Here is a 25,688-nt window from a genome sequence, read left to right as displayed (position 1 = left end):
CTCGACGAACCGGCGCATTGGGCTTATGGTTCGCGAGAGCGGCATTGCCGCGGTCACTGTTGGGTGCGAAGTACGGAGGGTTGCGGCGATGGCGCAGATCCGCGAGGTCCGACTGATCGACGACCTGGACGGAGAGGCCGCCGACGAGACGATCGAGTTCGGTATCGACGGCAAGAACTACGAGATCGATCTCTCGTCCGCGAATGCGGGGAAGCTGCGTGACGCGCTCGCGTCCTACGTGGCCGCTGCTCGCCGTTCGGGTGGCCGGCGGGGCCGCTCCGGCGGATCGGCTTCGAGTTCGGCGCGGCGTCCCTCGATCGACCGGGAGCAGAACCAGGCCATTCGGGATTGGGCGCGCAAGCGCGGGATGAAGGTGTCCGACCGCGGGCGGATCCCGTCCGAGGTGCTCGAGGCGTACCACAAGGAGAACTGATTCCGCCGCGCCGCGGGGGCCGGAAGTGGGGTTAGGCTTGCCTCAGTCGATCCCCGAGGAGGCCCCGTGGCGCGCAGCACGACCACGCTCGAGGTGCGCCGCACCGAGCGGCTCACCCCCCACATGATCAGGGTCGTCGCCGGCGGCGAGGAGCTGTCCGCGTTCCCCGACACGCCCTACACCGACCGGTACGTCAAGCTCCTCTTCCCCCGGCCGGGCGTGCCCTACCCCGAGCCGTTCGACATGAGCGTGATCCGGGCCGAGCTGCCGCGTGAGCAGTGGCCGGTGATGCGCACCTACACGGTGCGGGCGCTGGACCACGCCGCGGGCGAGCTGACGATCGACTTCGTCCACCACGGCGACGTGGGCCTCGCCGGGCCGTGGGCCGCCGCGGCCCGCCCGGGCGACGTGCTGCGGCTGGTGGGCCCCGGCGGGGCCTACGCCCCGGACCCGGAGGCCGACTGGCACCTCATGGTCGGCGACGAGAGCGCGCTGCCCGCCATCGGCGCGGCCTGCGAGCGCGTGCCGGCCGGGGCCCCGGTCGTGGCCGTGCTGGAGGTCGCCGACGTGGCCGAGCAGCAGGAGCTGCGGTGCCCGGGCGCCCTTCGGGTCACCTGGCTGCACCGCCGCCCCGACGCGCCGCAGCAGCTGCTCGACGCCGTCCGCGCACTCGAGTTCCCGCCCGGGCGCGTGCACGCCTTCGTGCACGGCGAGGCCGGTTTCGTGCGTGCGGTGCGCAGGCACCTGGTCGACGAGCGCGGCGTCGCGCGCGAGATGCTCTCGGTGTCGGGCTACTGGCGCCGCGGGGTGGACGAGGACGGCTGGCAGGCCGAGAAGGCGGCGGAGCGGGCGGGCGCCGCTCGCTGAGAGCGGTCGCCGGGGCCGCGAGCCGGCGCGTCCGTGCGCCGGGCGGTCGGAAACCCCTGAACGGGCCAATACAGCCGCCCTGACCAGGGGATCCTCCGTCCGGAGGAATTCGGACCCGGGGGCACGCGTTGTTCCAGGTACGTGCGAGAGGCGCGACCCACCGCCCCGGGCCGATACAGTGGGAGCCACGGGGTGTACCCGGCGCCAGCGATGCGCCGGTGCATGGCGCAGCAGGCTAGGAGCGTAAATGTTCGAGAGGTTCACCGACCGAGCGAGGCGGGTTGTCGTCCTGGCCCAAGAAGAGGCCCGGATGCTCAACCACAACTACATCGGCACCGAGCACATCCTCCTTGGCCTCATCCACGAGGGCGAGGGTGTCGCCGCCAAGGCGCTGGAGTCCCTCGGGATCGCGCTGGAGGGCGTCCGCCAGCAGGTCGAGGAGATCATCGGCCAGGGCCAGCAGGCCCCGAGCGGGCACATCCCGTTCACACCGCGGGCGAAGAAGGTGCTGGAGCTGTCACTGCGCGAAGCGCTGCAGCTCGGCCACAACTACATCGGCACCGAGCACATCCTGCTCGGCCTGATCCGCGAGGGCGAGGGTGTCGCGGCGCAGGTGCTGGTCAAGCTGGGCGCAGACCTCAACCGGGTCCGCCAGCAGGTCCTGCAGCTGCTGTCGGGCTACCAGGGCAAGGAGCCCGCGGAGGGCACCTCCGGTGGCCGTGGCGAGGGCACCCCGAGCTCGTCCCTCGTCCTCGACCAGTTCGGTCGCAACCTCACCCAGTCGGCCCGCGAGGGCAAGCTGGACCCGGTCATCGGCCGGGAGAAGGAGATCGAGCGGGTCATGCAGGTCCTCTCCCGGAGGACCAAGAACAACCCCGTCCTGATCGGCGAGCCCGGCGTCGGCAAGACCGCCGTCGTCGAGGGGCTGGCCCAGGGCATCGTCAAGGGCGAGGTGCCCGAGACGCTCAAGGACAAGCAGCTCTACACGCTCGACCTGGGCTCGCTGGTCGCCGGTTCCCGCTACCGCGGTGACTTCGAGGAGCGCCTGAAGAAGGTGCTCAAGGAGATCCGCACGCGCGGCGACATCATCCTGTTCATCGACGAGCTCCACACGCTGGTCGGTGCCGGTGCAGCGGAGGGCGCGATCGACGCCGCGTCGATCCTCAAGCCGATGCTGGCCCGTGGCGAGCTGCAGACGATCGGTGCCACCACCCTCGACGAGTACCGCAAGTACGTCGAGAAGGACCCGGCCCTGGAGCGCCGCTTCCAGCCGATCCAGGTGGGCGAGCCGAGCGTCACGCACACCATCGAGATCCTCAAGGGGCTGCGCGACCGGTACGAGGCGCACCACCGGGTCACCATCACCGACCCGGCGCTGGTGGCCGCGGCCACGCTGGCCGACCGGTACATCTCCGACCGGTTCCTGCCCGACAAGGCGATCGACCTGATCGACGAGGCGGGCGCCCGGATGCGCATCCGCCGGATGACCGCTCCGCCGGACCTGCGCGAGTTCGACGAGAAGATCGCGGCCGTGCGTCGCGACAAGGAGTCGGCGATCGACGCGCAGGACTTCGAGCGGGCCGCGCACCTGCGCGACCAGGAGAAGCAGCTGCTCGGTCAGAAGGGCGAGCGGGAGAAGCAGTGGAAGTCCGGTGACCTGGACGTCGTCGCGGAGGTCGACGACGAGCAGATCGCCGAGGTGCTGGCCAACTGGACCGGGATCCCGGTGTTCAAGCTCACCGAGGAGGAGACCACGCGTCTGCTCCGCATGGAGGAGGAGCTGCACAAGCGGATCATCGGCCAGGAGGAGGCCGTCAAGTCGGTGTCGCAGGCGATCCGCCGCACGCGCGCCGGCCTGAAGGACCCGAAGCGCCCGTCGGGCTCGTTCATCTTCGCCGGTCCGTCCGGTGTCGGTAAGACCGAGCTGTCGAAGGCGCTGGCCAACTTCCTGTTCGGCGAGGACGACGCCCTCATCCAGATCGACATGGGTGAGTTCCACGACCGCTACACCGCCTCGCGGCTCTTCGGTGCCCCTCCCGGGTACGTGGGCTACGAGGAGGGCGGCCAGCTCACCGAGAAGGTGCGGCGCAAGCCGTTCTCGGTGGTGCTGTTCGACGAGATCGAGAAGGCCCACCAGGAGGTCTACAACACCCTCCTGCAGGTGCTCGAGGACGGCCGCCTGACCGACGGTCAGGGCCGCACGGTGGACTTCAAGAACACCGTGATCATCTTCACCTCGAACCTGGGCACGCAGGACATCTCGAAGGCCGTGGGTCTCGGGTTCGCCGCCGGCAACGACGAGCGCACCAACTACGAGCGGATGAAGAACAAGGTCGAGGACGAGCTCAAGAAGCACTTCCGGCCGGAGTTCCTCAACCGCATCGACGACATCATCGTCTTCCACCAGCTCACCGAGGACCAGATCATCACGATGGTCGACCTCATGATCAGCCGCGTCGAGACGCAGCTGGCGGGCAAGGACATGGCGATCGAGCTCACGCCGAACGCCAAGAAGCTGCTCGCCCGCCGCGGGTTCGACCCGGTGCTGGGAGCGCGGCCGCTGCGCCGCACCATCCAGCGCGAGATCGAGGACCAGCTGTCGGAGAAGATCCTCTTCGGCGAGGTGGAGCCGGGCCAGATCGTGGTCGTCGACGTCGAGGGCTTCGACCCCGATGCCCCCGAGGGCCGCAACGCCGACGACAAGGCCAAGTTCGTCTTCCGCGGCGAGCCGAAGCCGGTCACGGTTCCGGACGCGCCCCCGGTCGACATGGCCAAGTCGGGCGACGAGTAGACGAGCAGGCCGTCACACCGACAACGGCGCTCCTCCCGGTTCGGGAGGAGCGCCGTTTCGGCTTTCGGGGGTCTGACGCCGGGGTGGCTGTGACCCGCATCACCCGCTCCGCACCCAACCGCCGGGGCCCGACCGCGATCGATACAAGTGCCGCGGCCGGCGCCTCTGGGGGGTGGTGCCGGCCGCGGTGCCATTTCGCAGCCGAGCCGCGTCAGCCGTCGATCGCCTCCGGGAACACCGCGCGGGCCCGCCAGAGGGCCTCTGCCACGTGCCTGTTGCGCCGCTCCGCCTTCTGGTCGCGGGTCTCGTCTGCCGACTCCTCGTCGAGCCACGGGGGCCAGGACGGGAACACCTGGTCCGCGCGGCGCCCGTCGGTCAGCCGCGCGTGCGTCACCCGGTCGGCGAGGCCGTGCAGCTGCCGGCCGAGCACCGTGATCATGTTCTGAGCGGCGATCGTCCACCCGAGCTGCTCGAGCCTGCCGGCGACGTCCCGGCCGGACCACCCCGCGTTGTGCGGCCGCCTGCGGCACGGCATGCACGGCCAGGCCAGCGCATGCCCGACCGTCCACGCCAGCGACGCCGGCTCCAGGTTGACCTGCAGCAGGAGTGTGGTTCCGCTGTCGTCGGGCGCGTCCTGCGGGCCGAAGTCCTCGGCGCGGAGCACGGTGACCGAGAAGTCCACGTACCGGCCCGAGGGCGTGGGGCTGACCCAGCTCGTGCCCAGCGTGAGCACCACCGGCTCGGGCCGGACTCCGCCGTCCACCACGACGCTGCTGCCGCGGTGGCTGCGGATCGCCACGCCGACGGTGCCGACGCGCAGCTCGAGCTGGCGCACGGAGAGGTCCGGGAGCGCGTGGGGAACCGCGAGGTGGGTGGCGGCGAGGTGGGGGCGCGCCGCCAGGTAGCCCTCGTCGCGCCGGCCGACAGACCACACCTGCCCGGCGTGCAGGTCGACGACCTCGGGCGCGATCGCTCCCGGCGGCATCAGGCCGCTCACGCGCGCCGTCGGCCCCGCCTCCGCGATCATGGTCGTCGATCGTATGCCGCCACGTCGAACCACGGCACCGCAACGGCCCGCGGCCCGGCGTCCGGGGCCGGCGGCCACGGTGGCGGGGCGGCGTCCGCCGGGTGGACGGGGGCGAGCGCCCGGGCCACGAGCTCGGCGGTGGCAGGCTCGACCGCGTCGTCGACGACGGGGAACCGCCCGCCGTCGACGTGCAGCACCGCGTCCCCGCCCGCGGTGGCCACCAGCCGCGTCCGGGCGCTCTCGGGCAGCAGGCGCTCGTCGGTCTCGGCGCACACGAAGCGCAGGCCCGCGGCCGATGCGTGCTGCAGCAGCGCGGTGAGCCGGGGGTCCAGGCCGGCCGTGCCGGCGAGCACGACCACGAGGTCCGGTCGTCGCTCCGGGCCGCTGCCGCGCAGCTGCGCGTCCAGGAAATCGGGCACCGCCCCGTCCCACGCGGCCCGGACGGTGCCGTCCCCGGCTCGGAGGTGGGGCAGCCAGCGCACCCAGCCCAGCTGCTCCTCGCCCGCGTCCGGGGCGACGACGACGAGCCGCAGCTCGTCCGGGCCGTGGTGCACGGCGAGCTGGGTGACCACCCAGGCCAGCAGGCCGTCGACCCGGTCCGGCGGCCCGGTGAGCCCGAGCACCGGGCGCTCGAGCAGGCTCACCCCGACCGGAGCCAGCCGCAGCACCGGCGGCAGCCAGTCCGACGGCGGTTCACCGGTCACCCGCACGCCCGCCGGCCGGTCGGCCCGGCCCAGCCGGACCGCCAGCCAGTCGTCGTCGGACGGCCGCCGCGCCCACAGCGCCGTGCGCGGAGTGAGGGCCGTGCGCACCGTGGTGGTGGGGTCGGGCCACGCGGCGCGCAGCGCGGCGTCCTCGTCGTCGGCGGCCGCCTCGACGAGGGCCCGGGCCGCGGTCACCGCCGACCGGTGCGCCTGCTCGGCGTGCTGCCTGCGCCTGCGCCCGGCCGCCCACCAGCCGCGCTCGTCGGCAACGGGACGGGCCGGCAGCGCGACCGTGGGCGGCACGTGGGCCGCCGGGCGGGACCAGGGTGTGCGGTGGAACAGCACCTCGCCGCGCTCCCCGCGCTCCACGGTCGCCGCGCCCTCGCCCGGCGCCTGCACGACCATGCGGCTCCCGCCGATCTGGATCACCTTGCCGTGGACGTCCGCATCGCCCGCGACGGGGTGCCCGTCCACCTGCACGCCGTTGCGCGAACCGAGATCGGCGATCGTGACGCGCCGTGGGCCGACCACGAGCTGGGCGTGCCTGCGGGAGACGTCCGGGTCGTCCAGCACGAGCCGGCAGGACGGCGCGCGGCCGACCACCACGGTGCTGCCCGGCACGAGGGGCAGCTCGGTGCCCGCCGCCGGGCCGGACACCACCCGCAGCACCAGCGGCGGCTCGGGCGGCGGCACCTGGCCGGGCGGGCGGCCGTAGCGCAGCACGCAGCCCTCCCGCAGCGGTGAGCCGGCCACCGGCCCGTCGAGCGGGAGCGGGGCGCCGTCCACCACGGGCGTGCCGTGCACCGGCAGGGCCGCGCCGATCGCTGCCACGACGTCGCCGACCTGGTGCGAGGGCGCGCAGTGGACGTGGACGTCGCTCCTGATCCCGGTGGCGTCGTCCTCCACGGTCAGCCGCATGCTCCCCCCTCCGCCCGAAACTAGCCGGTTCGGCGAGCGGGGCGGCGGAGGCGGGTTGCGCCGTTACGCTGGGCGCATGGGGACAGCGGGGGCTGCCGGAATCCCGAGCCTGCCCGGGCTGGCCGACATCTCCCCCCTCGGCGCCGGCGGGTTCGCCGACGTCTACCGGGCCCGTCAGGCGCACCTCGGCCGGTGGGTGGCGCTGAAGGTGTTCCGGATGGCCCTGCGCGACCCCACCGTCTCCGACCGGTTCCGCGCCGAGTGCCAGGCGGTGAGCAGGCTCGACGACCAGCTGCACGTGATCCGCGTGTACGACGCGGGCCTCCTCCCGGACGGCCGGCCGTACCTGATCACGGAGCTGTGCGACGGGTCGTTGCAGCAGCTCGTGGTCCGCCGCGGCGGGGCGCTGCCGGAACCGGAGGCCGTGGAGCTGGCGTACCGGGTGGCGATCGCCCTGCTCGCCGCCCACGCGGCCCAGGTGATCCACGGCGACGTCACGCCGCAGAACGTGCTCATCCGCGCCTCCGGCGCCCCCGTCCTGGCCGACTTCGGGCTCGCGGTCCTGCGCGACCACCGGGGCACCACCGCAGGCGGCTTCAACCCCGCCTACGCGGCACCGGAGTCCGTGCGACCGGCGGGCCGCGTCGACGAGCGCACCGACGTGTACGGGCTGGGCGCCACCCTCTACGCGATGCTCACCGGCCGGGCGCCCTTCGCGCTGCGCTGGGGCGAGCCGGACGCCGAGCGCATGCGACGGGTGCTCGAGGAGCCCGTTGCCTGGCCGCCGGGCGTCAGCGTGGGCGAGCGGCTCCGGGAACTGGTCTCGGCCATGCTGGAGAAGGAGCCGGAGCGGCGGCCCGAGCTCAGCGCGGTCGCCGACCGGCTGGCGGACCTCGGGGACGGCGTCACGCGGCCGGACCCGCCGCCCGCACCGGTCTCCGAGCCGCCGGGCTCCCCGCCGAGGCCGGGCCGCTTCCGCTCGCTCTCCCGGCTCGTCGGTGCCGCGGCGGCGGTCCTCGTGCTCGCCGCGGGTGTCCTCGTCACCACCGCCGTCGCGTCGCGGGCCGGTGGGGGCGCGCCGCCCGCTGATCCCGCGGTGCCACCGGTGGTCACGCTGGCGCCCCCCGACCCGCAAGGTGCGCTCGCCACCCGATTGAGGTGGTCGGGTACTCCCGGGCTCACCTACACCCTCGTCGTCACGCGGCAGGGCGCGCCGCCATGGGAGGAGCGGGTGGGCGAGACAACCATGCTCACGATCGCGACGGAGCCGGCAGCGGCGTACTGCTTCCAGGTCCGTGGCACCGACGGTCGCAGGCTGGTAAAGAGCAACGTGCAACGGCTGCGTGACGCGGTGTGCTGATCGGGGCGGGTGTCGGGGGGAACATGGGTGCGCGTGGTCCGGTCATCACGTCGGCCGCCGTCGACGGCCAGGTGGTGCCGCGATGAACGCGCCCGACCCGGAGCTCACCCGGCCGCGGGCCACCGCGCGACCGGTGCCACCGCCCGCCGCCCTGTCGTGGACCACCGTGGTCCTGCCGGTCGTGGCGGGCACGGCCGTGGCCGTCGGGCTCGGCGTGTACGGCCGCCTGCACGCCCCGGCGGGGCTCTCGCTGGCCGTTCCCGGCTTCTCCGGCACCCTCTACGCCAAGGCGTGGCTCACGACGCTCGCGTTCGCCTTCGCGCTCGTCCAGATCGTCACCGCGCTCGCGCTGGAGGGCCGGGTGCGGCTGGACGTGCCCGTGCTACCGACCGTGCACCGCTGGTCGGGACGCCTCGCGGTGCTCCTCACCGTGCCGGTGGCGGTGCACTGCCTCTACTCGCTGGGCTTCCGCCCCGACGATCCACGGGTACTGGCCCACTCCGCGGTCGGCTGCCTGGTGTACGGGGCCTTCGTCGCCAAGATGCTGATCCTCGTGCGCACGGGCCTGCCGCGGTGGGCGGTGCCCGCGGCGGGAGGGCTGCTCTTCACGGCGTTCGTGGCGGTGTGGCTCACGTCCTCGTGGTGGGTCTTCACCGCGGTGGGGTTCACGTTCTAGCGGGCGTGCGACTCCTGCACGACCTCGAACTCCAGCAGCGCCGACCCGGTGCCCACCGGACGCGCCCGCTCGCCCGAGTGGGCCTGCATGCCCGCGCCCTTCATCCACGCCTGGAACGACTCGTCGTCCTCCCAGTGCGTGACCACGAAGTAGCGGTTGTCGCCGGACACCGGGCGCAGCAGCTCGAACGACAGGAAGCCCGGCTGACCGTCCACGGCGTGCAGCCGGTTGGCGAACCGCTTCTCGAGCTCGGGGCCCGCGCCCTCGGGCACCTCGATCGCATTGATCTTCACGACGGCCATGGCTCCAGGCTAGCCGCCCGCGCCGTGAGCCGCGTCCGAGTAGTACTCCGCCTGCCCGCGTGCACCGTCTACGAGATCACCGACGAGGGCCGCCGCGAGCTCGCCGTGCTGCAGGCAGAGGCGTTCGAGGACGTCCGGTTCCCGCCCGCCCCCGTCGACCTCGCGCTCGCCAGGTCGGCGGGGTGGACGACCGACTACGCGTCGGGGGTGCACGCGGGTACGTCGTCAACCCGCGGCTCGTGGCCACCGACGGCGAGTACGACGGCGAGGAGGCCTGCCTCTCGGTGGCCGGGGTGCACGCCATGCGGCTGCGGGCGGCGTACGCGTGCGTGGAGGGCGTCGACGTCCACGGGCGGCCGGTCGTCGTCGAGGGCACGGGTGAGCTCGCCCGCTGCCTGCAGCACGAGACCGACCACCTGCGCGGCGAGCTCTACGTCGACGCGCTCACCGGGGAAGGGCGCCGCGCCGCGCTCCGGATGCCGCGCGGAGCTCGACCGGGCGGAGCCTGACCGCTCGTCAGCCGACGCCCACCGCCACCACGCGGGCCCGCACCGTCGGCACCGGGTGCAACAGCGCGAACGCGTCGGCGGGCCGCTCCGTGGCCAGCACGCAGTGCGGCAGCCAGGTGCCCGGCAGGTAGGCCGCCACCGGGGCGCGGACCCGCCCGGCCAGCGCGTCGTGCACCGCGCTGTGCACGGCGAGCAGCTCGGCGTCCACCACGGCGGCGAGCACGAGCTCGTCCGGGCGCCCCGCCACGGTGCCGAGGGTTTCCAGCCAGATCGACGGCAGCGCCAGCAGCCGCACCTCCGCGGCCAGCGCCTCCTCGGCGGCCGGTGGGATCGTCCCGGCGGCGGCCGCGATCACCGACGGCGGCTGGTCCGGCGTGGCGATCCCGTGTTCGGCGAGCCGGGAGCGCAGCGCGGTGAGCTCGGCGCACGCCTGCTCGTCGAGGCGGAAGCGGACCGTGCGCGCCATCAGGCGGGCAGGGCGAATCGGCCGTCGTCGAGCTGCTCGGCGAGCCCGTCGACGAGCAGCGAGTCGAGGCAGCGGTCGCGCTGGGCGGCGTCGTCCCACGCGGCGTCGAGGGCGCCCCGCTCGACCGGTCCGTCCGCGCCGCGCAGCACGTCGAGCAGGCGGCCGCGCACCTGCCGGTCGGTGCCCGCGAAGCCCTGCACCGGGCGCCGCGGCCCGGTGTACTCCGGCCGGCCCGCCGCCCGCCACGCGCACACCTCGCGGACCGGGCAGACCCCGCAGCGCGGGCCGCGCGCCGTGCACACCACGGCGCCCAGCTCCATCAGCCCTGCCGAGACCACCGCCGCCGATCGGTCGTCGGGCGGCAGCAGCGCGTCGACGTCGGCGAGGTCGGCCGCCGTGCGGGCGGGACCGGCGTCTCCGCGCCCGTGCACCGCGCGCGCGACCACCCGGCGGACGTTCGTGTCGACCACCGGGCAGCGCAGCCCGTAGCCGAACGCCGCCACCGCCCGTGCGGTGTAGGAGCCCACCCCCGGCAGCGCCTCCAGGGCCTCGACGTCCGACGGCACGGTGTCGCCGTGCCGGGTCGCGATCGCCCCGGCGGCCTCGTGCAGCCGCAGCGCCCGGCGCGGGTAGCCGAGCTTGCCCCACGCCCGGAGCACGTCCGCCCGCGACGCTGCGGCCAGCGCCGACGGAGCGGGCCAGCGCGCGATCCACTCCGTCCAGACCGGCTCGACGCGCGCGACCGGCGTCTGCTGCAGCATGAACTCGCTCACGAGCACGCCCCACGGCGTGGTGCCCTCGCGGCGCCACGGCAGGTCACGCGCCGCAGCCGGATACCAGTCGAGCACGAGTGCGGCCACCGACACGGCTGACGATCGTGCCATGCGGCCTCCGGACGCCCGATCGCGGCTGCTCAGCCCCCCTCGGTGGATCACTGGCCCGAATGATCGACCGCCGCTCGGGTGCTTCCGGCGCGTCGCGACGCGCCGTGACACGCCCCGGTTCGCGACTCGTGGTAGTTGGCGCTATACCCTCCGTGATGTGTGGGAGCCGGTGGGTCCACTGCCCGCAGCCGTCTACTGGAGGCGGCGTGCGGTGGCCACCGCATCGGCGGTGGCGGTGATCGTGCTGATCGCGTTCGGCGTCGCCGCCCTCGCGAACGGCGGCTCCCCCGAATCCGACGAGTCCGGGACCTCCCGCCCGGCCAGCCGTGCAGCCGTGTCCGCTCCCCAGTTGGCCTCCCCGCCCCCGGCCGCGCCGCCCGTCGCAGCGCTTCCGGATCCGGTGCTGCCGTCCTCGACGGCGCCCGCCGAGGCGCAGCCCTCCACGGCCGCGCAGCCGGGGGCGGCGGGGCCCACCACGCCCATGACCCCCGTCAGCCCCGGCGCGCCGGAGGAGGAGGGGACGGCCACGGCCGAGGGCCTCGTCGCGGAGGAACTGCCCACCTCCGCTCCGCCGGCCGAGCCGGGGCCGTGCGCCAACGAGGTGCTCGAGGTGCGGGCCGAGGTGATGGGCCCGGAGAGCCGCGTCGGCGGGCGCACGATGCTGCGGCTGGTGGTCGCCAACAGGTCCGACCAGCCGTGCGTGCGCGACCTCGACCCGGTCCGCCAGGAGATCGTCGTGTGGAGCGCCGACGGCAGCGCGCGGCTCTGGTCGAGCGACGACTGCTCGTCCGCGAAGGGCCCGGACCCGCGCACGCTGCGGCCCGGCGAGGAGCTCGCGTTCACCGTGCGTTGGGCCGGTCGCACGTCCGCTCCGGGCTGCCCGGTGCAGCGCGAGACGGTACCCGCCGGCGAGTACCGCCTCCTGAGCCGGGTCGACGACGTGATCAGCGCGCCGACCCAGTTCGTGCGCCTCCCCTGACGGGTCAGCGGATCGCGTCCAGCACCACCCCGACGTCGCGGACCTCCGTGAGGCGCATGCCGGCGGGGGCGCTCCCGCTGTCGGGTGGCACCAGCGCGTGCGTGAACCCGAGCCGGGCGGCCTCGGCGAGCCTGCGCTCCACCCCGGCCACCCGCCGCACCTCACCGGCCAGGCCCAGCTCGCCGAGCACCACGACGTCGGTGGGGAGCGCCACGTCGCGGCGGGCCGAGGTGATCGCCAGCGCGAGCGCGAGGTCTGCGGCCGGCTCGACCACGCGCATGCCGCCCACCGTGGCGGCGTAGACCTCGGCGTCGTGCAGCCGCACGCCCGCGCGCTTCTCGAGCACGGCGAGGAGCATCGCCACGCGGGCGCTGTCGAGGCCGCTGACCGCCCGCCGCGGGCTGGGGATGTCCTTGCCCGTGACGAGCGCCTGCAGCTCGGCGGGCAGCGGCCGCCTGCCGTCCATCACGACGGTCACCGCGGTGCCCGGCACCGGTGGGCCGCCGAACCGGGCGAGGAAGAGCCCCGACGGGTCGGGCATGCCGACGATGCCCGCGTCGCGCATCTCGAAGCAGCCCACCTCGTCGGCCGGGCCGAAGCGGTTCTTGACCCCGCGCACCATGCGCAGCGTCGAGTGTTTGTCGCCCTCGAACGCGAGCACGACGTCGACGACGTGCTCCAGCACACGGGGGCCCGCGATGCCGCCGTCCTTCGTGACGTGTCCCACGAGCAGCACCGGCAGCGCCCGCTCCTTGGCCAGCGCGGTGAGCGCCACGGTGACCGAGCGGGTCTGGGTGACCCCGCCGGGGGCGCCGTCCGCCTCGGCGTTCGACATCGTCTGCACGGAGTCGACGATCAGCAGGTCGGGGCGCAGTTCGTCGATGTGGGAGACGATCGCCCCGAGGTCGGACTCCGCGGCGAGGTACAGCTCGTCGTGCACGGCGCCGGTGCGCTCGGCGCGCAGCCGCACCTGGCCCGCGGACTCCTCGCCCGTGACATACAGCACACGGCCGGTGCGCGCGGCCTGCGCCGCGACCTCGAGGAGCAGCGTCGACTTGCCCACCCCCGGCTCTCCCGCGAGCAGCACCACGGCGCCCGGCACGAGACCGCCGCCCAGCACCCGGTCGAGCTCGGAGACCCCGGTGGGCCGGGCGCGCGCGGCGTCCAGCGCCACGTCGGCGATCCGGCGAGCCGGTGCGCTCGGAGCGCCCGCGGCGATCCGCTGCCGTTGGCGCGGCGCGGCCACCGGAGCCGTCTCCTCGAGCGTGCCCCACGCCTGACAGGTCGGGCAGCGCCCGACCCACTGCGCGGCCTGGTGCCCGCACTCGGCGCAGCGGTAGCCGCCGCGTGCCGCGCGGGTGCGCCCCGTCACGCCGTCAGTGCGCCGCGTCCTCGCGCAGCGTGTCCGGGTTGGCCACCGGCACGTCGAACCGCACCTCGCCCGCGCGCTCGAACGTGAGGATGAGCGGGTAGGTCAGGCCGGCGCGGACGTCCTCGCGCAGGCCGGTGAGCACGATGTGGCCGACGCCCGGCTCACCCTCGGCCGCCGGCGGGGCAGCGGGAACGGGCTGCTCGGCGGCAGGGGCCTCGCCCGCGGGAGCTTCGGTGGCCGGAGCCTCGGTGGCCGGAGCAGCGGTGGGCTCGGGCGTCGCGCCCGCGGCAGCCTCCGGAGCAGCTCCCTCCGCCGGTGCGGCACCCTCCGCGGGGGCGGGCGCCGCCACGGGCGCCGGGGCGCCCTCGATGGTGAGCGCTTGCCCGCCCGGGATCCGCAGCACACCGCTGATCTCCACCGACGAAGCGACCGGGCTGCTGGCCGCCACCAGGCGGTCGACCTCGGTGCCGGTGTTGACGATGACCATCTCGATCGGAGCGCTGCCGCCGACGGGGTAGATCGTGGCGCCCGCTGCGGGCTCCTCGTACTCGATCACCGCGTCGCGGATGGAGATCGGCCCCGCCGTCACGTTGGCTCCCTCGACAGCGGCGACCTGGCGGCTCGTCTGCGTGATCTGGCCTGCGCCGCAGCCCGCGACCGCGACGGCCGCGATCAGGGCGCCGACGACGAGTTGGGCTCGGTTCCGGCGGGGGTCGCTCACCTCTGGGACGTCCTTCCTCATTGCCGGGCACCGCGCCGAGCGGGGGCAGGCGCCGCGACGGGGGCGGGCACCGGATGCCCGCGGTGATCGCTCGGGTGGCCGCGGGTGCGACCGGTCGAAGCCTAACGCCACCGGTAGCAGTGCTGGTCGCGGTCCCCTCGCTCGGTCGGCTGCACGCGCACCTGCACGTTTCGCCGCCATTGTCAATCCCCTGACCTGCGACGACAGTGCACACCGGGGAGCGAAGGCGGGTTCGGGCGTGTTAACCTGGAGGCAGCGAAAGGGGCAGAGGACACATGGTTTTCAAGGTCGGAGAGACCGTCGTCTACCCGCACCACGGTGCCGCTCTCATCGAGGCCATCGAGACTCGGACGATCAAGGGCGAGGAGCGCAAGTATCTCGTCCTGAAGGTCGCGCAGGGTGATCTCACGGTGCGTGTTCCCGCTGAGAACGCCGAGGTTGTCGGCGTCCGCGATGTGGTCGGCCAGGAGGGGCTGGATCGGGTGTTCGAGGTGCTCCGCGCCCCGCACACCGAAGAGCCCACCAACTGGTCGCGCCGGTACAAGGCCAATCTCGAGAAGCTGGCCTCGGGTGATGTGAACAAGGTTGCCGAGGTCGTCCGCGACCTGTGGCGCCGGGAGAAGGACCGCGGGCTGTCCGCGGGTGAGAAGCGCATGCTGGCGAAGGCTCGGCAGATCCTCGTCAGCGAGCTGGCGCTCGCCGAGGGCACCGACGAGGAGCGGGCCGAGGTCCTGCTCGACGAGGTCCTGGCCACCGCCAACGCCTGAGCGCGGCGGCTCTGCCTCTGTTCGAAGGCCGCCCGGTGCGCGTAGTCGCGGTGGTCGTGGCCGGTTCGGAGCGTGCGCTCACCCCGGTGGGTCGCGTCCCGATGGTCGTGCGCGCCGTGCAGGCGCTGGCGGCGTGTACCCAGGTCGAACTGGTCACCGTCGCCACCGTCGACGAGCTGCGCCCGCAGGTCGAGGCGGCCTGCGCGGGCGCGCCCGTCGACATGCGGGCGCTGAGCGGGACGAGGGCACACACCCTGCAACGACGCGGCGCCACGGGAAGTGACGACCTCGTCACAGCTGGTGGTGGTGACGTCGTCCTGCTGCACGACGCCTGTCGGCCGATGGCTCCTGGCGAGCTCGCCACGGCCGTCGTCGAGGCGGTCCGCGACGGTCACGGCATGGCCGTACCCGTGCTGCCCCTCACCGACACGGTCAAGTCGGTGGACGAGCACGGCGTCGTCACCGGCACCCCCGACCGGGCGGGGCTGCGCGTCCTGCAGACGCCGATCGCCGTTCAGGCCGGCCTGTGGGGCGGCGAGGACTGCGCCGACCCTCTGGCTCTGGTCCGCAGGCGCACAGCGGAGGGCCACCGGGTGCACGCGGTACCCGGCCACCCGGCGGCATTCGCCGTGCGCAGCGCGTGGGACCTGGAGGTCGCCGAGCTGATCGCAGGGGGGAGGATCCGCCTGTGAGGGTCGGGATCGGCACGGACGTGCACCCCGTGGAGCCGGGCCGCGAGTGCTGGGTCGCCGGGCTGCGCTGGGACGGCGTGGACGGCTGCGCGGGCCACTCCGACGGCGACGTCGCGGCACACGCCCTGTGCGACGCGCTGCTGTCCGCGGCCGGCCTCGGAGACGTCGGCGCGGTGTTCGGCACCGGGCGCCCCGAGTGGGCGGGCGCGAGCGGGCTCGCCCTGCTCGCCGAGGTGCGCAGGCTCGTGACCGCCGAGGGGTGGCAGGTCGGCAACGCCGCGGTGCAGGTCGTCGGCAACCGGCCCAAGATCGGCACGCGGCGCGCGGAGGCGCAACGGGTGCTCTCGGACGCCGTGGGCGGCCCGGTGTCGGTGTCGGGCACCACCACCGACGGCCTGGGCCTCACGGGCCGGGGCGAGGGCCTCGCGGCGATCGCGACGGCGCTGCTGGTGGCCGGTCCCGAAGGGCTGGAAAGCCACATTCAGGGCCGCTGAGGCCCTGAATGTGGCTTTCCTGAACCAGCGGAGGCATCCGGCCGAGCTACCCCACCCGCTCCTGGATCTGCTCCGGCGTGAGCTCCTCCACGCGCTGGCTGATCAGCCACTGGTGGCCGTAGGGATCGCGCAGGCGCCCCGCGTACTGGCCGTAGCCGTGGTCGGCCAACGGGAAGATCACCGTCGCTCCCGCACCGAGCATGCGTTCGGCGACGGCGTCCGCGTCGGACACGTCGAGCGACATGATCACGGGGACGCCGTCGCCGGTCGGGGCGGGATCGCCGTCGCCCGCGTCCTTGACGGCGAAGCGGGCCGGCCCCGCTTCGACCACGGAGTGCACGACCCGGCCGTCGGGGCCGGTGAAGCGCTCGGTGACGGAGCCGTCGAGCGCGCGGGCGTAGAAGTCGAGCGCGGCGTCGGCGCCGTCGACGACGAGCCGCGGGTAGAGGGCCGTGATGTGACTCATACGCCCATCGTCGGCCGCCCGGGGCACCCTGTCGTGGACGAAACGGAACACCAGGCGCGATGGACGCCACACCGGCTCCGTACCCTGGTGTCGTGAGCCTTCGCCTGCACGACACCGCCACGAGGATGCAGAGGGACTTCGTCCCCCTGCGGGCCGGGGCTGCGTCGATGTACGTGTGTGGGGCCACCGTGCAGGGTCTGCCGCACATCGGGCACGTGCGGTCCAGCCTGAACTACGACGTGCTGCGCCGCTGGCTCGCCCACGGCGGCCTGGACGTGCTGCTGGTGCGCAACGTCACCGACATCGACGACAAGATCCTGCGCAAGGCGGCGGAGGCCGGCCGGCCGTGGTGGGAGTGGGCGGCCACGCACGAGCGCGCGTTCTCGGCGGCCTTCGACGCGCTGGGCTGCCTGCCCGCGTCCGTGGAGCCGCGCGCCACCGGCCACATCACGCAGATGGTCGAGATCATGCAGCGGCTGGTCGACGGTGGTCACGCCTACGCCGCGGGCGGCGACGTGTACTTCTCGGTGCGGTCGTTCCCCGGCTACGGGGAGCTGTCGCACCAGAAGGTCGACGACGTGGCCCAGGGCGAGGGCGACATCGGCGCGAAGCGCGACCCGCAGGACTTCACGCTGTGGAAGGCGGCCAAGCCGGGCGAGCCGTCCTGGCCCACGCCGTGGGGCCGGGGCAGGCCGGGCTGGCACCTCGAGTGCTCGGCGATGTCCACGTTCTACCTCGGCCCGGAGTTCGACATCCACGGCGGCGGGCTCGACCTGGTGTTCCCGCACCACGAGAACGAGCGCGCCCAGTCCAACGCGTCGGGCGACCCGTTCGCGCGGTACTGGCTGCACAACGCGTGGGTCACCATGGGCGGCGAGAAGATGTCCAAGTCGTTGGGCAACACGCTGTCGATCGAGGCGTTGCTGCAGCGCGTGCGGGGCGTGGAGCTGCGGTACTACCTCGTGGGGCCGCATTACCGCTCGTCCATCGAGTACTCCGACCACGCGCTGCAGGAGGCGGTGGCCGCGTACCGGCGCATCGAGTCGTTCGTGCACCGCGTTCGGGAGCGGGTGGGCATCCCCGAGCCGGGTGAGGTGCCCGCGGAGTTCGCGGCCGCGATGGACGACGACCTCGGCACCCCGGCGGCGCTCGCCGTCGTGCACGGTGCGGTGCGGGAGGGCAACGCCGCGCTGGACGGCGGCGACCGGGCCGGGGCGCTGGCGGCCGCCGGTTCCGTCCGGACGATGACGGGCCTGCTCGGGCTCGACCCGCTCGACCCGCACTGGGCCGAGCACACCCGCGCGGCCGACAGCGCGGGCGGCGCGCTGGCGGCGCTCGTCGAGGACCTCCTCGTCCAGCGCCAGGAGGCGCGCGCCCATCGTGACTTCGCCGCCGCCGACGAGGTGCGCAACCGCCTCACGGCCGCCGGTATCGCCGTGGAGGACTCCCCCGACGGCCCCACCTGGTCCCTGAAGGATTCGTAGACACATGGCCGGCAACTCCAAACGCCGTGGCGCGATGCGCAAGGAAGGCACCAAGAAGGGCATGGTCGTCGGATCCGGCGGTCAGCGTCGCCGGGGTCTGCAGGGCAAGGGGCCCACTCCGCCCGCGGAGATGCGCCCCGGCCACCCGGCGGCCCGCCGCGCCGCCCGTGCGGCCACGGCCAAGGCCAAGCAGGGCGGCCGCGGGGGCGACCGGCGCCGTCCGGGCGACGGCGAGACCCCGGAGACGGTGCTCGGCCGCAACCCCGTGGTCGAGTGCCTGCGGGCCGGTGTGCCGGCCACGGCGCTGCACGTGGCGCTGGGCACCAACGCCGACGACCGCGTGGCCGAGGCGGTGCAGCTGGCCGCCGACCGGGGGATCTCGATCCTCGAGGTGCCGCGCGGCGACCTCGACCGGATCACCGGCGGGGCGCTGCACCAGGGCGTCGCGTTGCAGGTGCCGCCCTACGCCTACGCCCACCCCGACGAGTTGCTGGAGGCGGCGAGCGAGTCGCCCGACCCGGGCCTGATCGTGGCGCTCGACGGGGTCACCGACCCGCGCAACCTCGGCGCCGTCGTCCGCTCGGTGGGCGCCTTCGGCGGCCACGGCGTGGTCGTGCCGCAGCGGCGCGCCGCCGGCATGACGGCCGTCGCGTGGCGCACCTCGGCCGGCACCGCCGCCCGCGTGCCGGTGGCCCGCGCCACCAACCTCACCCGCACGCTGCGGGAGTACGCCACCGCCGGTTTCATGATCGCCGGTCTCGACGCTGAGGGCACGGTCTCGCTCGACGACTTCGAGCTGGCCACCGACCCGCTCGTGCTCGTGGTCGGGTCGGAGGGCAAGGGCCTGTCCCGGCTGGTCCGGCAGACCTGCGACGTCACGGTCTCCATCCCGCTGGCGGGCCAGGTCGAGTCGCTCAACGCTTCCGTGGCCGCCGGTGTGGTGCTCGCCGAGGTGGCGCGCCAGCGGCGCGTCCGGCGCGCCTGATCCGGGTCAGGCCACGCTCACGGCGCGGCGCCTGCTGCCCACGAGCCTGCAGACCACGTAGATGAGGAACGCGATCGCCGCCACGTAGCCGGAGATCGGGAGCCCCGGGGCGAGGGAGAGCACGATCCCGCCGAGCAGGGCGGTCTCGGCGAAGACGACCGCGAGGACCGTGGCGAGCACGGGGTTGGCGGTCACGCGTGCGGCGGCCGCACCCGGTGTGATCATCACGGTGAGCACGAGGATCGCCCCCACGATCGGCACCACGAGCGCCGTGGTGAGCCCGATCAGCACGGAGAACACCAGCGACAGCATGCGCACCGGCACGCCGCGGGCCACGGCGACGTCGGGATCGGTGCTGGCGAACAGCAGGGGTCGGTACAGCACCGCGAGCGTGGCGATCACCAGCACCGTGACGACGCTGAGCACGGCGATGTTGGCCGTGTCGATGGCCACGACCGAGCCGGTGAGCAACCCGAACTTGTTCGATGCCCGCCCCTCGTAGAGCGAGAGCATGAGGACGCCGAGCCCGAGCCCGAACGCGAGCACCACGCCGATCACCGCGTCGCGTTCGCGCTGGCGGAGCCCGAGCACGCCGAAGACGACCGCCGCGACGACCGCACCCAGCACGGCGCCGTACTGCACCGCGACGCCCGCGAGGAGGGCGGCGGCACCACCGGTGAAGGAGAGCTCCGCGGTGCCGTGCACGGCGAAGGACATGCCACGGGAGACGATCAGCGGGGCGAGCACGCCTGCCACCACGCCGAGCACGGCGCAGGCGATCAGCGCGGTCTGCACGAAGGGCACCCCGAGGAGCTCGCCGATGTCCTCGAAGGAGAAGAGCCTGCCCAGCAACTCGCTCACGCCGACTCCTCGTGGCAGTGCTCCCCGTGGTCCTCGGCCCCGACGACGACGAGCCGCCCGCGCACCCGCAGGACGTCCACGTGCGTGCCGTACAGCTCGGACAGCACCTCGGAGGTCATGACCTCCTCCGGCGGCCCGATCCGGAACCGCCCGTTGACGAGGTAGAGCACGCGGTCGACGAGGGGGAGCACGGGGTTGATCTCGTGGGTGACGAACAGCACCGCGGTGTCGGCGGCGCGGCGTCGCTCGTCGATCAGCCGGGTGACCGTGCGCTGGTGGGACAGGTCGAGCGAGAGGAGCGGTTCGTCGCAGAGCAGCACGTCGGGCCCGCCGACGAGCGCCTGGGCGACGCGCAGCCGCTGCTGCTCGCCGCCGGAGAGCCGCCCGACGGGCGCGTCGGCATAGGCGGTGCCGCCGACGGCGGCGAGGGCGGCGTCCACCCGCTCCCGGCGCTCGCGGCGGCCGCGGAACCCGATGCCGAAGCGGTGGCCGTCGAGCCCGAGGCCGACGAGGTCGCGCCCGCGCAGCGGCAGGTCGGGGTCGAGCGCCTTCTGCTGGGGGACGTAGCCGATGCTCGGGCTCCCGCGCCGAGGCGGGCGCCCTGAGATGCGCACCTCGCCCGCGGTGAGCGGGAGCAGGCCGAGCAGCACCCGCACCAGCGTGGTCTTGCCGGAGCCGTTGGGGCCGAGCACCGCCACGAACTCACCGGGCGGCACGTCGAGGTCGAGCCCCTCCCACAGGGTGCGCTCGCCGAAGCTCACGCTCGCGCCGCGCAGCGACACCGCGGGCGCGGTGACGGGCAGCGTCGGGACGCCCGGGGTGGTGGTGGGAGGGGCGGCCACGGGTCAGCTCCCCGACGACGTGGCGCCCAGTGCGCCGGCGAGGGCGTCGATCTGGCCGCTCATCCAGTCGGCATAGCCGGTGACGCCCTCGGGCATGGTCTCGGTCATCTCGACGACGGGCACCCCCGCAGTCTGCGCCGCCTCCCGCACCTGGTCGGTGCTGGGGGTCTCGGTCTGCGCGTTGACGATGAGCGCGCGCACCGGGTCGTCGGAGAACAGGGCGAGCGTCTCCCGCAGGACGGAGGCGGGCGGGTCGGTGTCCTCCTCGATGGCCTCCGTGAACTCCGCCGGGGTGACGTCGGTGAGCCCGGCGGTCTCCACCAGGTAGCCCGGCACCGGCTCGGTGACGGCCACCCGGGCGTCGGGCCGGGCAGCGCCGATCGCCTCGGTGCGGGTGATCAGCTCTGCCACGCGGGCGTTGAACGCCTTGGCGTTGGCGGTGAACTCGGCCGCGCCCTCCGGGTCGACGGTGCCGAGGTCGGTGGCCACCCGGGTGGCGACCTTCTGCACCGTGGGCAGGCTGTACCAGAAGTGCTCGTTGAACTCGCCGTGGTCGTGCCCGTGCTCCTCGCCTTCGGCCTCGGCGTGGTCCTCGTACTCCTGGTCGGCGTGCGCGTCATCGGCGTGCGCGTCCTCGGTGGTGGCGAGGCCCGAGACGTGGGCCACGTCGATCACGGTGGGGTTGGTGCCGGACGACGCCACCAGCTGACCGACGAAGTCGTCGTAGCCGCCGCCGTTGAGCACGACGAGCCGGGCGCGGCCGACGGCCGCGGCGTCAGCGGGCGTGGTCTCGTAGGAGTGGGGGTCGGCGCCCGGGTCGTCGATCAGGGAGTCGACGCTGACCCGCGAGCCGCCGACGGCTTCGACGATGCTGCCGTACACGTTCGTGGAGGCCACGACGGGCACGGTCGCGCCCTCGGCGGCCGGCGCGTCGGCCGGTGACTCCGCTCCGGAGCTGCAGCCTGCGACGGTGAGCACGGCGAGCGCTGCGACGGCTGCGCGGCGGATCGGCATGGCGAGGCACTCCCCAAAGATCAACAGTACTGATAACGGTTGTCGATTCACTGTAGCCGTTCGAGGGTCGCCGATTCGGAGGGCCGTGTCACACGGCTTTCCCGCGGAGTGTCTGAACCGTTACGGTTCGACGATGGCAGGGCCTCCCAACGTCCGCCGTCCCGCGACTCTCGCCTCGCTCGCTGCCGAACTCGGTGTCTCGCGGACGACGGTCTCGAACGCCTACAACCGTCCGGACCAGCTGTCCGCGCCGCTGCGCGCCCGCGTGCTCGAAGCAGCGAGGCGGCTCGGCTACCCGGGCCCGGATCCGGTCGCGCGGTCGTTGCGCACCCGCAAGGCGGGTGCCGTCGGCCTGCTGCTCACCGAGGCGCTCTCGTACGCCTTCCGCGACCCGGCCGCCACCGGCTTCCTCGAAGGGCTCGCGCTCGCGTGCGAGCAGGCGGGGCAGGGTCTGCTGCTGGTTCCGGTGAGCCCCGAGCAGGCGGACGTCACGGCGGTGCACCAGGCGGGCGTCGACGGGTTCGTCGTCTACTCGGTGCGCGAGGACGACCCGCACTTCCTCGCCGTGCTCGAACGCCCGGTGCCCACCGTGGTGTGCGACCAGCCCACGGGGGTCGAGGGCGTCGACCGGGTCGGGGTCGACGACCGCGCCGGGATGCTCGCGCTCACTCGGCACCTCACCGGGCTCGGCCACCGGCGCGTCGGCGTCCTCTGCATGCGCCTCGCGGCCGGGCACCACGACGGACCCGCATCTCTCGACCGGCAGGCGACCGCCACCTACCCCGTGCAGCGCGACCGGCTCGCCGGCATCCGCGACGGGCTCGCGGAGGTGGGCGTCGCCTGGGCGGACGTACCGGTGCACGAGCGCTTCGAGCACAGCGTCGACGCCGGTCAGGACGCGGCGGCGGCGCTGCTCGCGGAGCACCCCGACATCACCGCGCTGGTCTGCACGTCCGACATCCTCGCCCTCGGCGCGCTGCGCCACGCCTCCGACCGCGGCCTCAACGTGCCCGACCAGCTCACGATCACCGGGTTCGACGGGGTGCCCGAGGCCGAGCGCGCCGGGCTCACCACCGTGCGCCAGCCCGTGCTGGAGAAGGGTCGGGTGGCCGGTGAGCTCCTGCTCGAGCGCGGCGACCGCAACCGCCCGCGCCGGGTGACGCTGCCCACCGAGCTCGTTGTCGGCACGTCGAGCGGCCGCCCGCGGGTCGAGGAGCGCTTCTTCTCGGGTTGGTGACGGCCCCGGTCAGGTGCTCAGGTGGGTGGGCGGAGCCGGTCGGTCACCGCGCGGGCCAGTTCCGCCACGTCCGCATCCGGCTTCAGTGGCACCGCACCCTCGAGGATCAGGGCGGCCAGGCCGTGGACGAGCGACCACGCGGTGAGCGCCGTGACCGCGGCGTCGTCCGAACTGCCGCCCTCGAACCGCCGCACCCCCGCCTCCAGCTGCTCGCGCGCCCTCGCCATGGCGGCTTCGAGCGCGGGGTCGTCCGCGCGCGCGAGACCGGGAGCGCGCATCACGGCGAAGTGGGCCGGGTGCGAGGTGGCGAACACGACGTAGGCCACGCCGAGCGCGCCGAAGTCGTCGCCCTCGGCGGCGGTTTCGGCCAGCGCGTCGGCGAGCAGCTCCCACCCCTCGGCGGCCAGCGCCGTCATGAGGCCGGTCTTGTCGCCGAAGTGGTGGGTCGGCGCGGCGTGGGAGACTCCGGCGCGCCGGGCGACGTCGCGCAGGCTCACCGCCGCCGGCCCCTGCTCCCCGACGGCCTCGAGTGCGGTGTCGAGGAGGGCGCGACGCAGATCGCCGTGGTGGTAGGGCACGGTGCCACCTTAGTGCATATCTTGCCAGTGGCAAGATCTTTCAGGCGCGGCGGGCCTCGACCAGCTGCTGGAGCAGGGCGGTGATGTCGGGTGGCGCGTCCACCCGGTGCTCCGCAGCCGTGTCGCCGGGGCCGACCTTCACACCGACGTCGCCGGGCCGCAGCCGGGCGAACGCGGTCTCGTCGGTGACGTCGTCGCCCGCGAACAGCACCGCGTCGGCCCCCACCTGCTCGCGGAGCAGCTCCAGCGCGGCGCCCTTGTCCATTCGCGCGACGGACAGGTCGAGCACGGCCTTGCCCGGGGTGACCTCGATCCCCTCCCGGGCGGCCGGCCCGGCCCGCACGGCGTCGAGCACACGTGCGCCGACATCCGGTGGCGCGTTGCGGACGTGCACCGCCACCCCCGTGGGCTTGGGCTCCAGGGTGACCCCCGGCTCCCCGTCCACCAGCTCCCGCAGCTCGGCCGCCAGCTTCTCGAGGCGGGCGCGCTGCTCGTCGTCGAGGAGGGCGGCACCGTCGTCGAACTCGCTGCCGTGGCTGCCGATCAGCCGGATCGGGCTGCCGAGACCGGAGACCGTGGCCAGGTCGGCGCGTCCACGGCCGGAGAGCAGCGCGACGCTGGTGCCGGGCAGCGCCGCCAGCTCCTGGATGGCCGCCGCGCTCTCGGGAAGGGGACGCGCGTCGGACGGCACGGGAACGATCGGCGCGAGCACACCGTCGAAGTCGAGTGCGACGAGCAGGTGCCGGGCACGGGCCAGCGCACGGACCGCCGCCTGGAGGTCCGTCACGACTTCGACTCCTCCGGCGGCGGGAGCCCGAGCGTGTCGAGGAACGAGCGCGCCCACCGGTCGACGTCGTGGCTCAGCACCTGTCTGCGCAGCGCCCGCATCCGGCGGCGGCCCTCGTCGCGGTCCATCGTGAGCGCGGCGTACAGGGCGTTCTTGACACCGTCGGTGTCGTGCGGGTTGACGAGCAGGGCGTCCTTGAGCTCGAGCGCGGCCCCGGCGAACTCGGAGAGCACGAGCACGCCACCGTTGTCGCTGCGGCAGGCGACGTACTCCTTGGCGACGAGGTTCATCCCGTCGCGCAGCGGCGTGACGAGCATGACGTCGGCCGCCACGAAGAACGCCACCAGCTCCTCCCGCGGCAGCGACTGGTGCAGGTAGTGCACCGCGGGATGGCCGACGCGGGCGTACTCGCCGTTGATGCGGCCCACGGCCTGTTCGATGTCGGCGCGCATCCGCTGGTAGTGCTCGACGCGTTCCCGGCTCGGTGTGGCGAGCTGGATCATCACGGTGTCCTCGGCGTCGATGCGGCCCTCGGCCAGCAGCTCCTCGAACGCCTGCAGCCGGACGTCGATGCCCTTGGTGTAGTCGAGCCGGTCGACCCCGAGCACGACGCGCTTCGGGTCGCCGAGGTCGGCGCGGATCTGCTTGGCCCGCTCCTGCACCTCGGGGCTGCGCGACATGCGGTCGAGCTCGCCCGAGTCGATCGAGATCGGGAACGGCCCGAGCTTGACGGGGCGGTCGCCGACGATGACCTCGGTGCGCCCGTGGCCCGGGCTCGCGCCGGCGAGCCGGGTGGCGAGCCAGCGGAAGTTGCGGGCGCCGCCGGGCGTGTGGAAGCCGACGAGGTCGGCGCCCAGCAGGCCCTCCACGATCCGCTTGCGCCAGGGCAGCTGCATGAACAGCTCGGTGGGCGGGAACGGGATGTGCAGGAAGAAGCCGATCCGCAGGTCGGGCCGCAGCTCGCGCAGCGCGGCCGGGAGCAGCTGCAGCTGGTAGTCCTGCACCCACACCGTGGCGCCCTTCGCCGCCACCTGCGCCGTGACCTCGGCGAACCGCTCGTTGACCCGGACGTACGCCTGCCACCAGTGGCGGTGGAACACCGGCGGGGCGACCACGTCGTGGTAGAGCGGCCAGAGCGTGCCGTTGGAGAAGCCCTCGTAGTACTCCTCGACCTCCTTGGCCGAGAGCCGCACCGGATGCAGGTGCAGGCCGTCCTCGACCAGCGGCTCGACGTCGGCGTCGGGCAGGCCGGGCCACCCCACCCACGCGCCGTCGCGGCTGCGCAGCATCGGCTCGAGTGCGGTGACGAGCCCACCGGGGCTGCGCTTCCAGCGCCTGCTGCCGTCGGGCAGCTTCTCCAGGTCAACCGGCAAGCGGTTGGCCACGACCACGAAATCAGCGGACTGCGCGGTGCCCGACGGCATGTTCCTCCTCGTGGGATCAGCGCGGTC

At 74.1% G+C, this 25,688-nt stretch carries 27 protein-coding genes; 13 read left to right on the top strand and 14 right to left on the bottom strand.

The window, feature by feature from the left end; all coding sequences use genetic code 11:
• The first annotated feature begins 88 nt into the window (after positions 1-88).
• From ACFPL3_RS16375 to ACFPL3_RS16365, 3 genes are all read left to right on the top strand, one after another.
• The gene (locus ACFPL3_RS16375; protein WP_343945902.1) at positions 89-433 is read left to right on the top strand and encodes a histone-like nucleoid-structuring protein Lsr2; all 345 of its coding nucleotides are present in this window, start codon (positions 89-91) and stop codon (positions 431-433) included.
• A gap of 66 nt (positions 434-499) precedes the next feature.
• On the top strand, positions 500-1,300 hold the full coding sequence (locus tag ACFPL3_RS16370) for a siderophore-interacting protein (protein ID WP_343945903.1): 801 nt from the start codon (positions 500-502) through the stop codon (positions 1,298-1,300).
• Positions 1,301-1,547: 247 nt separating this feature from the next.
• Positions 1,548-4,091, top strand: a complete 2,544-nt coding sequence (locus ACFPL3_RS16365; protein ID WP_343945904.1) for an ATP-dependent Clp protease ATP-binding subunit — start codon at positions 1,548-1,550, stop codon at positions 4,089-4,091.
• Positions 4,092-4,302: 211 nt separating this feature from the next.
• On the opposite strand, the gene ACFPL3_RS16360 is transcribed toward ACFPL3_RS16365, so the two are convergent.
• Together ACFPL3_RS16360 and ACFPL3_RS16355 are read right to left on the bottom strand one after the other, a co-directional pair.
• Positions 4,303-5,118 carry a hypothetical protein gene (locus ACFPL3_RS16360; protein ID WP_343945905.1) on the bottom strand — a complete coding sequence of 272 codons (816 nt, stop codon included), beginning with the start codon at positions 5,116-5,118 and terminating at the stop codon, positions 4,303-4,305.
• Positions 5,115-6,740 carry an FHA domain-containing protein gene (locus tag ACFPL3_RS16355; RefSeq protein ID WP_379589244.1) on the bottom strand — a complete coding sequence of 542 codons (1,626 nt, stop codon included), beginning with the start codon at positions 6,738-6,740 and terminating at the stop codon, positions 5,115-5,117. The genes ACFPL3_RS16360 and ACFPL3_RS16355 overlap by 4 nt, the downstream gene beginning before the upstream one ends.
• A gap of 76 nt (positions 6,741-6,816) precedes the next feature.
• Here ACFPL3_RS16355 and ACFPL3_RS16350 point away from each other — a divergent pair, with 76 nt between their 5' ends.
• Positions 6,817-8,100, top strand: a complete 1,284-nt coding sequence (locus ACFPL3_RS16350; protein ID WP_343940642.1) for a serine/threonine-protein kinase — start codon at positions 6,817-6,819, stop codon at positions 8,098-8,100.
• Positions 8,101-8,182: 82 nt separating this feature from the next.
• Positions 8,183-8,776, top strand: coding sequence for a DUF6529 family protein (locus tag ACFPL3_RS16345; RefSeq protein WP_343940640.1), 594 nt, complete (start codon positions 8,183-8,185; stop codon positions 8,774-8,776).
• On the opposite strand, the gene ACFPL3_RS16340 is transcribed toward ACFPL3_RS16345, so the two are convergent.
• Positions 8,773-9,078, bottom strand: coding sequence for an antibiotic biosynthesis monooxygenase family protein (locus tag ACFPL3_RS16340; RefSeq protein ID WP_343940638.1), 306 nt, complete (start codon positions 9,076-9,078; stop codon positions 8,773-8,775). The genes ACFPL3_RS16345 and ACFPL3_RS16340 overlap by 4 nt on opposite strands.
• 182 nt (positions 9,079-9,260) lie before the next feature.
• Between ACFPL3_RS16340 and ACFPL3_RS16335 the strand changes: the two genes are divergently transcribed.
• Positions 9,261-9,587 carry a peptide deformylase gene (locus ACFPL3_RS16335; protein ID WP_343940636.1) on the top strand — a complete coding sequence of 109 codons (327 nt, stop codon included), beginning with the start codon at positions 9,261-9,263 and terminating at the stop codon, positions 9,585-9,587.
• A 7-nt stretch (positions 9,588-9,594) separates the two neighbouring features.
• Here ACFPL3_RS16335 and ACFPL3_RS16330 read toward each other — a convergent pair whose 3' ends face one another.
• Together ACFPL3_RS16330 and ACFPL3_RS16325 are read right to left on the bottom strand one after the other, a co-directional pair.
• Positions 9,595-10,053, bottom strand: coding sequence for a 2'-5' RNA ligase family protein (locus ACFPL3_RS16330; protein WP_343940635.1), 459 nt, complete (start codon positions 10,051-10,053; stop codon positions 9,595-9,597).
• A complete protein-coding gene (locus tag ACFPL3_RS16325; RefSeq protein ID WP_343940634.1) occupies positions 10,053-10,937 on the bottom strand; it encodes an HhH-GPD family protein in 885 nt (294 codons plus the stop codon). Before ACFPL3_RS16325 ends, ACFPL3_RS16330 begins: the two co-directional genes overlap by 1 nt.
• Positions 10,938-11,148: 211 nt before the next feature.
• On the opposite strand from ACFPL3_RS16325, the gene ACFPL3_RS16320 reads away from it, so the two are divergent.
• Positions 11,149-11,916, top strand: coding sequence for a hypothetical protein (locus tag ACFPL3_RS16320; protein ID WP_343940633.1), 768 nt, complete (start codon positions 11,149-11,151; stop codon positions 11,914-11,916).
• Between the two features lie 4 nt (positions 11,917-11,920).
• On the opposite strand, the gene radA is transcribed toward ACFPL3_RS16320, so the two are convergent.
• The gene (radA, locus tag ACFPL3_RS16315; RefSeq protein WP_343940632.1) at positions 11,921-13,288 is read right to left on the bottom strand and encodes a DNA repair protein RadA; all 1,368 of its coding nucleotides are present in this window, start codon (positions 13,286-13,288) and stop codon (positions 11,921-11,923) included.
• A gap of 4 nt (positions 13,289-13,292) precedes the next feature.
• The gene (locus ACFPL3_RS16310; protein WP_343940631.1) at positions 13,293-14,009 is read right to left on the bottom strand and encodes a copper chaperone PCu(A)C domain-containing protein; all 717 of its coding nucleotides are present in this window, start codon (positions 14,007-14,009) and stop codon (positions 13,293-13,295) included.
• 296 nt (positions 14,010-14,305) lie between these two features.
• Between ACFPL3_RS16310 and ACFPL3_RS16305 the strand changes: the two genes are divergently transcribed.
• Genes ACFPL3_RS16305 through ispF form a run of 3 tightly spaced genes read left to right on the top strand, consistent with a single transcriptional unit; the run spans position 14,306 to position 15,983 of the window.
• A complete protein-coding gene (locus tag ACFPL3_RS16305; protein WP_094921897.1) occupies positions 14,306-14,797 on the top strand; it encodes a CarD family transcriptional regulator in 492 nt (163 codons plus the stop codon).
• A 35-nt stretch (positions 14,798-14,832) separates the two neighbouring features.
• Complete coding sequence (locus ACFPL3_RS16300; RefSeq protein ID WP_343940630.1) at positions 14,833-15,489, top strand: IspD/TarI family cytidylyltransferase; 657 nt, start codon at positions 14,833-14,835, stop codon at positions 15,487-15,489.
• Positions 15,486-15,983: a 2-C-methyl-D-erythritol 2,4-cyclodiphosphate synthase gene (gene ispF / locus ACFPL3_RS16295; protein WP_343940629.1), complete on the top strand. Its 498-nt coding sequence runs from the start codon at positions 15,486-15,488 to the stop codon at positions 15,981-15,983. The genes ACFPL3_RS16300 and ispF overlap by 4 nt, the downstream gene beginning before the upstream one ends.
• Before the next feature lie 46 nt (positions 15,984-16,029).
• Here the strand turns inward: ispF and ACFPL3_RS16290 are convergent, their stop codons facing one another.
• Entirely contained in the window at positions 16,030-16,449 is a 420-nt protein-coding gene (locus tag ACFPL3_RS16290) for a VOC family protein (protein ID WP_343940628.1), read from the bottom strand.
• A gap of 92 nt (positions 16,450-16,541) precedes the next feature.
• Here ACFPL3_RS16290 and cysS point away from each other — a divergent pair, with 92 nt between their 5' ends.
• Complete coding sequence (gene cysS / locus ACFPL3_RS16285) at positions 16,542-17,933, top strand: cysteine--tRNA ligase (RefSeq protein ID WP_343940627.1); 1,392 nt, start codon at positions 16,542-16,544, stop codon at positions 17,931-17,933.
• A gap of 4 nt (positions 17,934-17,937) precedes the next feature.
• Positions 17,938-18,918: a 23S rRNA (guanosine(2251)-2'-O)-methyltransferase RlmB gene (rlmB, locus tag ACFPL3_RS16280; RefSeq protein WP_343940626.1), complete on the top strand. Its 981-nt coding sequence runs from the start codon at positions 17,938-17,940 to the stop codon at positions 18,916-18,918.
• A 6-nt stretch (positions 18,919-18,924) separates the two neighbouring features.
• Here the strand turns inward: rlmB and ACFPL3_RS16275 are convergent, their stop codons facing one another.
• From ACFPL3_RS16275 to ACFPL3_RS16265, 3 genes are read right to left on the bottom strand one after another with little or no spacing between them, the layout of a single operon-like run.
• Complete coding sequence (locus ACFPL3_RS16275) at positions 18,925-19,767, bottom strand: metal ABC transporter permease (protein ID WP_343940648.1); 843 nt, start codon at positions 19,765-19,767, stop codon at positions 18,925-18,927.
• Between the two features lie 8 nt (positions 19,768-19,775).
• Positions 19,776-20,621, bottom strand: coding sequence for a metal ABC transporter ATP-binding protein (locus ACFPL3_RS16270; RefSeq protein WP_343940625.1), 846 nt, complete (start codon positions 20,619-20,621; stop codon positions 19,776-19,778).
• A 3-nt stretch (positions 20,622-20,624) separates the two neighbouring features.
• Positions 20,625-21,635, bottom strand: coding sequence for a metal ABC transporter substrate-binding protein (locus ACFPL3_RS16265; protein ID WP_343940624.1), 1,011 nt, complete (start codon positions 21,633-21,635; stop codon positions 20,625-20,627).
• A 133-nt stretch (positions 21,636-21,768) separates the two neighbouring features.
• Between ACFPL3_RS16265 and ACFPL3_RS16260 the strand changes: the two genes are divergently transcribed.
• Positions 21,769-22,872 (top strand): LacI family DNA-binding transcriptional regulator, encoded by a 1,104-nt coding sequence (locus tag ACFPL3_RS16260; protein ID WP_343940623.1) that lies wholly within the window; start codon positions 21,769-21,771, stop codon positions 22,870-22,872.
• Between the two features lie 17 nt (positions 22,873-22,889).
• Here the strand turns inward: ACFPL3_RS16260 and ACFPL3_RS16255 are convergent, their stop codons facing one another.
• From ACFPL3_RS16255 to ACFPL3_RS16245, 3 genes are read right to left on the bottom strand one after another with little or no spacing between them, the layout of a single operon-like run.
• Positions 22,890-23,450, bottom strand: coding sequence for a TetR/AcrR family transcriptional regulator (locus tag ACFPL3_RS16255; protein WP_343940622.1), 561 nt, complete (start codon positions 23,448-23,450; stop codon positions 22,890-22,892).
• A 40-nt stretch (positions 23,451-23,490) separates the two neighbouring features.
• Complete coding sequence (gene otsB, locus ACFPL3_RS16250; RefSeq protein ID WP_343940621.1) at positions 23,491-24,237, bottom strand: trehalose-phosphatase; 747 nt, start codon at positions 24,235-24,237, stop codon at positions 23,491-23,493.
• The gene (locus tag ACFPL3_RS16245; protein WP_343940620.1) at positions 24,234-25,661 is read right to left on the bottom strand and encodes an alpha,alpha-trehalose-phosphate synthase (UDP-forming); all 1,428 of its coding nucleotides are present in this window, start codon (positions 25,659-25,661) and stop codon (positions 24,234-24,236) included. Before ACFPL3_RS16245 ends, otsB begins: the two co-directional genes overlap by 4 nt.
• Positions 25,662-25,688 lie beyond the last annotated feature (27 nt).

Source organism: Pseudonocardia zijingensis (assembly GCF_042657305.1).
Lineage (GTDB): Bacteria > Actinomycetota > Actinomycetes > Mycobacteriales > Pseudonocardiaceae > Pseudonocardia > Pseudonocardia zijingensis.
Note: the sequence above shows the minus strand (reverse complement) of the source record. Positions and strands in the feature narration are given on the sequence as shown.

Bases quoted from the DNA above. Each gene is read 5' to 3' on its own strand.
- ACFPL3_RS16360 (WP_343945905.1), bottom strand. From the start codon at position 5,118: ATGATCGCGGAGGCGGGGCCGACGGCGCGCGTGAGCGGCCTGATGCCG.
- ACFPL3_RS16330 (WP_343940635.1), bottom strand. From the start codon at position 10,053: ATGGCGCGCACGGTCCGCTTCCGCCTCGACGAGCAGGCGTGCGCCGAG.
- ACFPL3_RS16245 (WP_343940620.1), bottom strand. From the start codon at position 25,661: ATGCCGTCGGGCACCGCGCAGTCCGCTGATTTCGTGGTCGTGGCCAAC.
- ACFPL3_RS16265 (WP_343940624.1), bottom strand. From the start codon at position 21,635: ATGCCGATCCGCCGCGCAGCCGTCGCAGCGCTCGCCGTGCTCACCGTC.
- ACFPL3_RS16325 (WP_343940634.1), bottom strand. From the start codon at position 10,937: ATGGCACGATCGTCAGCCGTGTCGGTGGCCGCACTCGTGCTCGACTGG.
- ACFPL3_RS16345 (WP_343940640.1), top strand. From the start codon at position 8,183: ATGAACGCGCCCGACCCGGAGCTCACCCGGCCGCGGGCCACCGCGCGA.
- ACFPL3_RS16305 (WP_094921897.1), top strand. From the start codon at position 14,306: ATGGTTTTCAAGGTCGGAGAGACCGTCGTCTACCCGCACCACGGTGCC.
- ACFPL3_RS16340 (WP_343940638.1), bottom strand. From the start codon at position 9,078: ATGGCCGTCGTGAAGATCAATGCGATCGAGGTGCCCGAGGGCGCGGGC.
- ACFPL3_RS16355 (WP_379589244.1), bottom strand. From the start codon at position 6,740: ATGCGGCTGACCGTGGAGGACGACGCCACCGGGATCAGGAGCGACGTC.
- ACFPL3_RS16290 (WP_343940628.1), bottom strand. From the start codon at position 16,449: ATGAGTCACATCACGGCCCTCTACCCGCGGCTCGTCGTCGACGGCGCC.
- ACFPL3_RS16375 (WP_343945902.1), top strand. From the start codon at position 89: ATGGCGCAGATCCGCGAGGTCCGACTGATCGACGACCTGGACGGAGAG.
- rlmB (WP_343940626.1), top strand. From the start codon at position 17,938: ATGGCCGGCAACTCCAAACGCCGTGGCGCGATGCGCAAGGAAGGCACC.
- ACFPL3_RS16260 (WP_343940623.1), top strand. From the start codon at position 21,769: ATGGCAGGGCCTCCCAACGTCCGCCGTCCCGCGACTCTCGCCTCGCTC.
- ACFPL3_RS16350 (WP_343940642.1), top strand. From the start codon at position 6,817: ATGGGGACAGCGGGGGCTGCCGGAATCCCGAGCCTGCCCGGGCTGGCC.
- ACFPL3_RS16365 (WP_343945904.1), top strand. From the start codon at position 1,548: ATGTTCGAGAGGTTCACCGACCGAGCGAGGCGGGTTGTCGTCCTGGCC.